3 protein-coding genes and 1 pseudogene are annotated in these 8,748 nt (G+C 54.4%); all 4 read right to left on the reverse strand.

Features of this window, described 5'->3' with window-relative positions:
* Positions 1–47: 47 nt before the first annotated feature.
* Entirely contained in the window at positions 48–2,756 is a 2,709-nt protein-coding gene (pglZ, locus tag Q0G18_RS03850) for a BREX-1 system phosphatase PglZ type A (RefSeq protein ID WP_297149638.1), read from the reverse strand.
* Between the two features lie 33 nt (positions 2,757–2,789).
* Positions 2,790–6,476 (reverse strand): hypothetical protein, encoded by a 3,687-nt coding sequence (locus Q0G18_RS03855; RefSeq protein WP_297149640.1) that lies wholly within the window; start codon positions 6,474–6,476, stop codon positions 2,790–2,792.
* 2 nt (positions 6,477–6,478) lie between these two features.
* Positions 6,479–7,828, reverse strand: a complete 1,350-nt coding sequence (locus Q0G18_RS03860; RefSeq protein ID WP_297149642.1) for a hypothetical protein — start codon at positions 7,826–7,828, stop codon at positions 6,479–6,481.
* Positions 7,829–7,857: 29 nt separating this feature from the next.
* Positions 7,858–8,748: pseudogene (locus Q0G18_RS03865) on the reverse strand (hypothetical protein); the annotation flags it as partial.

An 8,748-nucleotide genomic window follows, 5' to 3' on the forward strand; every position in this document is an offset into this window, starting at 1 on the left:
TCACCTCCGCTCCTGCGCTCGCTATCTAAAAGATAGGCTTCTATCCATTACCAGCCGAAGTCGTCAACGGGGGCAAATGCCACCTCGATGCGATACTGCTCTCGCCAAATCTGCGTACCCGTGCTCTTATCGCGCGCTATCAGGTAATATGCCTCCTTCGAGCTAAACGAGCAACCCGCCTTCAAGCTGAAGCGCACCTTGATCACGCGGTCTTGCGGGTTGTCGGAAGCAAGGTCGGCGTGCGCCTTCACCACATCAGACACTTCGTTTCCTGACGAGTCGAGGAAAACGAGCTCGTATTCGCACGGCAAAACCTTGCCCGTAGCAGGCTCTTCCTGCAGAAGGTTCAAGGTGAAAAGCGAGTTGGTTATGCGCCGCGATTCCGAAAGCACACGAATCGTCGCAGCTTGGGTATCCTGAAAGCCCTTCGCACCCGAACGAACTCGACGGAACGACAGCACGGGAACGCATAGCTCTTGCAGCGTAAGCCCCCCGTGCACGTAATTGCGCGTGCCGCCCGGTTGCTTGATACGAATAGCGCGATGCGGCGCAAGCCCCGTGTATCTGCCGCCCGAAACATCGCTCATGTTCATTTCCACAAACAGCGTGCTTGCCGGATCACCCATCGAATCGGCCCATTCGGCGTCATCCGCACGAGCCACGATATGGCGCTTACCTGCGACGACAGGCGACAGCGGCATATCGCCCTTGTCGAGGCTTCCGCACTCGCGCAGCTCGCCGCGCGTATACAGGAAGCCATGATCGGCCGTTATCGTCACCTGGCAACCCTGCACCTCAGACGTAAGGCGCCTCGCAAGCGCGCAGAGAGCATCTATCTCATCGGTGCACGCCTTGAACACGTCGTCTTCCGTTGCGATCTTTTCACCCGTGGAGTCAATCTTGTTATGGTACAGATACACCACGGATGAGCCTTTGACGAGCGCCTTTCGCTCGTCGGCCGGCAAATCGAGGAAGTCCTCGACACGCAGGGCCCGCGCATCGGCAGCAGCGGCACGCAGAACCGCTTCGCGCTGTGAGGTGGTAGCGGTGGGCATGCCGTTCGCAAGCACCGCCCCCGTCTCCCAGTCGAGCGACAGGTCTCGCTGCGGCAACAGCGCAGCCATGCCGAATTCGGTAACCGAGGGGAACACGGCCTGCATACTGGAAAGCGCGACGACGCTGCCCCTTTCGCGCTCGAGCGCACGTGCCATCTGAGCCGCGACCTCGAATCGCAGCGCATCGGAAATGATGACGACCACGTTTTTTGCACTGCCCTTGCACGAAGGGAGGACCTCCCAATAAAACCGCCGCTCACGAGGCACGCCTTCGATGTAGCCCGCGTTTGCCCACTGTGAGGACGCAGCGTTTTCCCAACATGCGTTCGCACCTTCGATGTACCAATTTGAGTACAGGTTCTCCGCCCAGCCGACCACGCTGCGCAGCGGCCCTTCGAGCGCAGGGCGCGGCTTGGTTTTGCACAGCTCGAAGGAATGGCACAGGTGGCGATAGAAGCTGTCGGCGCGGTACCAATCGGTCTCGTAGGCGCGCCACACTTCCTTCGCCTGAGCTACATGGAAACCTCCCGCATGCTCGCGCCGGAAATCGCACAGGCTCGCGGCGGCGTCAAGCGCATCAAAGTAGCACGCCACGTAGTTATGCCAGGCCAAATCCTTGCGGCGAGCGCACACCCGATGCGCCTCCTCAGCGCGGTCGGCACCATCGGCCAGCGATGCCATGAGGCCACCAAGAATCGCCTCGTTTATGCAGGGGAACACGTCGCAATCGATGATGTCGTCAAGCGGCAGGCTCGCGAAACGCGCCGGCAAGCCGCACGCCTCCTCCGCGATTCGCGCCACTTCGTAGAGATCTGCTGCACCCTCGCTTCTATCCCAGTCCTTCACGATGGACAAGCAAAACGGCGCATGCTGTTTCGATATGCAGCGCTCAAGCCCCGAAAGCGCACCATCGGGAAGCACGAACGACGCCGCCGATACGAGAACGTGCGAAGCAAGCGCCTCGAGCGAAGATGTTTCGTCAAGTGCCCCCGTAAAACCCGTCTTGCGCGCAACAAAATTTGAAAGAGCCTCGTCAGCACCATATTTAGCGAAGGGATCGAACGCGTCTGCCGGGTTTTCCCTGCACTTCAGCAGCGAGCGCATATATCCGCGCACGATAAAGCCGACCGAAGCATCCTCAGGACCCGCCGCGCCAAGCAACGCCGCAAGCACACCCACCTCGACGTCTTCAGCCGACGAAGGCTCGGGCATGCAGTCATGAAACTTCTTGATGCGCGTCTTCGCGGCAAAGAAGCTATGGAATCCCCGCAGGGCATCGCGCACCGCGTCGACATTCGACGCCCCGAGCTCTGTGGCCAAAAGCGAGAAGCGGTCGGCCTGGAACGACTCCGCGTACAACTCGACGTCGGCCAGCCAATCGCCCTCGACTTTGCCCTTGCCCCGTTTCCGGTACAGCAAGATGTCGTTCTCCACGTCATCGCGGGCGATAAGCTTCTTGGCGAGGAACATCTCGCCCTCTTCGGCCTTGAGAAACCGAAGATTGCGCGGGAAACCGCCCCCAGCAGGCATGACCCCGTCCGCAACGCCCGCGCCGTCGAAGCCCTCCGCTGCCAGCCTGTCGAAGTCTTCCTCGAACTCGCCGTCGGGGTCGTGCCACACTACCACGCGCCGCGCGTCGAAATCGCCCAAAGGACGCGCGAACCGCAGCTTCAACTGTTCGTTTATATCTAACTGATTCATCGTTCCATCTCGTGTTTCAAAGGGAATAGTCGTTTAGTCTCGAATCATTCTGGTAAGGTCGAGGCTGGCTTCTGCGTACTCAGCGTTCGCCGTCTTGCACAATGCCGCCTGACTGCGACATTCATCAAGTTGGGCCTGACACTGAGCCAATTCCTCCTTCTTGCGCTTTTTGCCAAAGGAAAACAAACTCGCTTTGTTTATCTCGTCCGAAAGCTCCTTCACGCGTCTTTCGAGTTCGGGGATCTTATCCTGTTCGCTTTTTAGCTCAATGGCCCTTTCTTGCTTTTGGGATACCTCGACCAGCCCGCAATCGATTTGATCCAACTGGCGCTTGAGCTCAGGTAGCCCTTCGGGTAGCGTCACATCTTGAAGCGTACCGATGCGGGAGTCGCTTATCTCAATATAATCACTCACCAGCTCAAGAACCTCGTTCATCTCGTCCAAAAGCTCTTGAGCATCGTCAAACTTACTTTGGGAGATCATTTCCCGAAGAGAGATTTTTAAACGGGAGACCAACTCGAAGAAAACGACGTTGTATCTGCTGGCCTCTTTCCGAATCACTTCCAGATCAGACGAACTATCAGTTGCGCCAGCTGTGAGAGTATCGATTCGCCTCTGGCGAGACTGAAGAATTTCAGGGACGATACGCTCATCGAGCGCGATGAGCTCATCCGCGGAGACTTCATTGATGTTTTCTTCCAGCCTCTTCAGCTCTTGAAAAAGGTCTGCGCTCAGAACATCCTCGAGGTGGAGCGGAACTACTTCCGGCTCGCTCGGTTCCTCGCGTTGCTCCTCTTCCTCGATAGATGCGGCGGCAGTTTCGCCTTTTTCGTCCTCATTCGCCTTGCCTTCGGGTAAAAGCGATTCGAGACGGTCTCGCAAAGCCGTCTTTTCGGGCGTGTCGTCGAGAATACCTTCTTCGGTCACTATTTTCGCTTCGTCGTCGGCGAAAAGAGCCGCACTTGGGAAAGCACCCTCGAAGATGTTCTTCAACACATCATATGCCTCGTGACCGGTCGCTTTCGTCTCCCCGAAGCAATCGTTGGCCGCATAAATATCGAGCAACTTGCCATAGTAAGGGACAAACTTCTCGCCATATTCTGCAAGCATGCGTGCGCCGGCTATTGTCGCATCGCGCGCATCGACCTCTTCGCCATTGAGTTGGAAGACATATCTATTCTGGCCAGCGGTAAATAACTCCTGGAAGAAGTTCGGGATGGGCGAAGCAATTCTGCTCGCCAAATCCGTAAATTCATCTTTGGTGAGCTTCTTCCCGAAAGCCGCCTTAAGACCCCTTTCCGCATCTGATTCAAAAGGCTTGTCCAACTCAACGGTTGCAGCTATGCGCTTCACCACTTCGCGAACAGCATCGATGTCGATATTGTCATCCATGGAGAGGCAAACACGTAAATAGTCGGAATGATCAAGAGAGTACGGGCGAATGTTGAACTCGAGTCCATTTATGCCCGTGCCGGAATTGTACTGGAGAATGAAACATTTGGTGTTTTGAGCATCGACTTCGCAATCCCACATAGTTTTTTGCGCAAAAGCAGCAAAAGGCGAGGTGGGGTTAGTCATCTGATTGGCCATTTCAACATAATGCGCCTGGCAAAACATAGCCCACCGCAATGGTGCAGTCATAAAGGAGGATGTCTGACCGAGCTTGACAGCGCGATCGCCCGAATCAACGTAAATTATGCGGTTTGAAAGCTCAATGTCGTCGTTGGAAACGTGTTCAGGGACGGCTACGAACGGGCGCTTTTGCCCGAAAAGGCCGTCGCGCTCGTAGTTTTCGACCACGTGCCACCCATCAGGGATGGCAACGTCAAAATGCTTGCCCCGTGCCACCCGGCCCTCGTCAAAAGTAAGCGAAGCGGCATCGACCGAATGCTCATCGGGCGTCATGTCGTTGATTTCCTTCAGCAGCTCATCCGGGTCGATGCTCATGTCGCCCTGCTCGGCTCGTTCGAGCTTGTCGAGAAATTCCTGAGGGAACGTGGCTACGCCCACAAGCTGCGCCGCCGTTACCGCAAGACGCGCAAGGGAAAGCTTATCTTCACGCGTTGGCCCGTTTGACTCGGACTCGGATTCGATCTCGGATTCGAGTTCAGGTTCGGGCCCGGATTCAGAAGCAGGCTCGACCTCGGATTCGGGCTCGGATTCGGAATCGGGCCCGGATTCGGGCTCGGGCTCGGGAGCAGAACCAATCGCTGAATCGCCCCCTGAATCTTCCGCAAGCGCAGCACCTTCGAAAGAAAGCTTCTCGTATTCTCGCGTACGCCAATCGTCACCGCCGAGCATGTCGTCGTCAGTAAGCACACCGTTTTTATAGAGCAGGTTGATCATGGTTTGCGTGGTGAGCTTATGCGGATAATCGAACCGGATGCAGACGAGCACGCGTCCGCCAGCCTCATGGGAAATATTCTCAATCCACGCCCCGACCAAATCAGCAAATGAAGAGCCCTTATGGACGCCTTCCGCATAGTCGTCATATTCGTCAAATAAAACGGGGCAAAAGGCATGTGAAGGCGATCGATTTGACAGCAAACAACCGTCTAACGTTTCAAAATTCATATAAGGATATGACGCCGCACAGCTCAACGGCATTCCCGCTTTTACTTTGTGCAGTGAAATGTCATTCTCATTAGCAACTGCATGAAAGAACGACCTGCGAATTTCAACGCCGCAATCAATGTCAATCGCTAACACGCGCTCAGGCAAAGCAAGGTGTCCCTCTTTCGCGCGCGCAAGAGCTTTAGGCCCTCCAACCCTTTTCCATAAAGAAATAAGTTCATCTAATGCAGCATTTCGTACGCAAAGAGGGGCGGTCTCCTTAAATTTCTCGCGCAGGTCGAGATCGCTCATCCTGATCACACCATTTTTCTTAAGGCACTCAAAGAAAGTCTCGTCATGATTCGATTTCCACGTTCTTTGAGCGCTCCTTAATTCCGCACGCCTATCTGCATTCGCAGAAATAATATCTTCCACAGAAGCTGGCTTCTCGTTATCAGGACGCGACGAATAGCTTTCTTTGAGCCACTCAATCAGTTTTTCCGCATCGTACGAATGGGCAAGAATGCCACGCTGATGCAAAACACTCGAGGGAGCTGCGCCATACCATCCATCGCACACCTTAGGCAAAAAAGCGATTGCCCTCGCGTAGTCTGGATACGCTTTTTTTAGATCAGCAATTGTCGTTAGCCGATTCCCGCTCTCCTTAACTTTCCCTTCAAGATCCTTAAGCGCTTCGTCCATCTCTTCACGCGTGAATTCGCGTGCAGCCACTCTCTCTTTGACCGCAAGCAAGCCTTCGCCGACGAGGATATTCTTGAACCCATCCCCAAAATCTTTCACGGAATTGTTTTGCAGCGTTTTCAACTTGCCTTTTAAGTCGGGATTTTCTTCTATGAGCTCCTTGGTTGTAGTGCAGAGAGCCTTCCCGTCGTAGCGGCGATGGAGCTCGGCAAGCACTTCTTTGGCATCAGTTGTGAAAGGATGGCCGCGCTTCATCATCACTACCTCAAATCCGTAGGCAGTAAAAAAGTCGTCACGAGACTGATAGCCTATTTCCTTATATACCTTCCCTATACGCTCGGATAGTTTTTTGTGATCGCTGCCAATCCGGATAACCCTGCCATCAGGATAATATTCCTTGAGCTGTTCTATGATGCGATCTACTTTTGCCGCAAGCTTCGGGTCCTCGATTTTAATGGGCTCCATGGTTAATCCTCCTCGCTCACGACGCTGCTCAGTGAACGCCTCTTTGGGTCGAGCCTTAAAAGCTCATGTACTTCCGCTAAAACAGCAGCGAGATCTATAGGTTCCAATTCCAAGCGCACATTAAAGTGGGCCTGTTTTCGCCAATCACCGCGCGAGCCACGCGTTTCCATGTTCACCACTGTTGCGCGAATATGGGGCAATAAGCAAGCGATTACCACAAGCCCGTTGTCTTGCGCGCTATAGTCAGTCCCCACATCACCAAGAGATTTTCCCTCTTTGTCAAGAATGTCGACTTCCACGTACCTGAACCGAGAAGTATCCCAATCAGATTTCAGACGAACCTCAGAGCCAGGGACGCAATACTCAACATTTTGACCTCGCCCGAAGAGGCCCTGGCCTGTTGCCTTGCGCTCAATAGGAAATAGAGGCAGCATTTCAATGATCTGTTCATCGATTTCTGCAAGGTCTTCTTCATCTGGATTATCCCAGTTGCGCGGAGAATAGAGAAAGAATCTACTTAGGTCAGCGGACTCGCTGCCATCATAGTCCCCTTCGTCTTCATAGTCCTCTTCGTCATCCTCATAATATTCTCTCCACAATTCCCCGTCATTCCACCAAGAGACGGTGCAACTGAACGCAAGGCGCGCCAAATCGTCAATCTCATCTTTGTTTTCGATGCGAGCTTCTTCCTGGAGCCCCCACAGCTCACGGCTATCAATACTGTTGTCCTCTCCTTCCTCTGCCACATCGTGTAAAAGCGCTCGACCATGATGAACGCCGCTGAAAACGGAAATAGTTTCATAGTCATCGTATTCGTCTGCATCAAGGAAGGCGACGCCGTACTCACCTTCAGAAAGGCCCAAAAAGAACAGGTTCAGCTCGCGGGAATTAGGTTCCCAGCCTGTACTGTACATAAGCTGAATTACCCATCGATCTCCGTATTGAGTGAGCTCGACAGACGCTTCATCGCTTAACGGTCGACCTGATGGAAGAACTTCAAACGCAATGCTCGCCCCGGAACCTTGCAATCGTGAAGCGAAGCTCTTCATTGCTTCAACCTGAGAAGCGTAGCCTGAGGCGGAACTCGTCGACGATTCCCATCCGAGCGAATCATTCGAAGGGATTTCCTCATCTATCGGAGCACCAGAGAAGGAGAATTCATAAAAGCCAGAAAGTGTCCCTTCGATAGCCTCGTAAATAGCCTTTACGGATTCGATTCCCGCGACTTCGTGGAAATCAAACCCCGTCTCTTCTGAATTTGCCGCCAGGTTCGCCGCAAAGTTCAGGAGCACCTTTTTCATGTTTTCGGCATCAGCGGCAATCGCGAGATCGTTGGTATGATAATTCGCCATAGTCAGCCCCTCCTTTTCCGATAAATCAGCTACTTGATTTTCGCTAGCACGTCTTGGAACTTCGCGTAGTTCACTTTCACGCCATCGTCGAGGTCTATCTCGATCATCTGGTCGGCGAGATGGTGAACCTTCTCCTCGAACTCGCTTGCCTCGCGCAACTGATCGTTCAGCTTGGAGATACGCTTCTCCAGCTTCACGCGGTTGCCCTTTTCCGCCGTGACCAGCGCATCTTCCGCATACGACACCTGCGCACGGTAGCGCTCCTGCTGCTGATGCACGTAATCGGTGCGCACGCGCGCGAGCAGGTCGGGCTGATAGCGGTGCATGTAGATGAGCGCCTTGAAGCCGTTCTTCTTTCCCGAGTCGAACTGCCAGTAAATCGGGCGCTTTTTGTACGTCTGACAGTGGTCCTTGAAGAACTCCTTCAGGAAATACGAGCGGATGACATCGCGCGACGTACCCTTGCCGCCCAGCGCATCGGCCACAAACCGTAGGTTCTCCTCAAGCGTCTCGGCGCCGTAGGCAACGCGCATGAATTCCACGAAGCGGCCCACTATGTCGTCTTCGAAGTACTCCTCATCGGTGATGGGGATGACGTTGTCGGCGTCGGGCATGAAGGAAACGTTCGCCGGGTCGGGCATTTTCTGCAGGTAGTTCTCAACTGTGTCGCCCTGATCTGCCAGTACCAGCCCGTCCACGTCGAGCGAATAGCGCCCGAACATGCAGCCGACCGCGTAACTGATCAGGCTGGTTATCTCGTCGCGCTTGGTGCGCACGTACTTGTTGCCCTTGTAGCTTTCGGGGATCTCCTCCGCCGTGTCGAAGATGCGCGCAACCGAGACGTATTTGTCCTCGACTTCGATAGGAACCTCACCGACCATGTTGTATATCTCGGCGAAGATGCGGTTGAGCTCCTCCTC

It is taken from the genome of uncultured Ellagibacter sp. (assembly GCF_934636505.1).
Lineage (GTDB): Bacteria > Actinomycetota > Coriobacteriia > Coriobacteriales > Eggerthellaceae > Ellagibacter.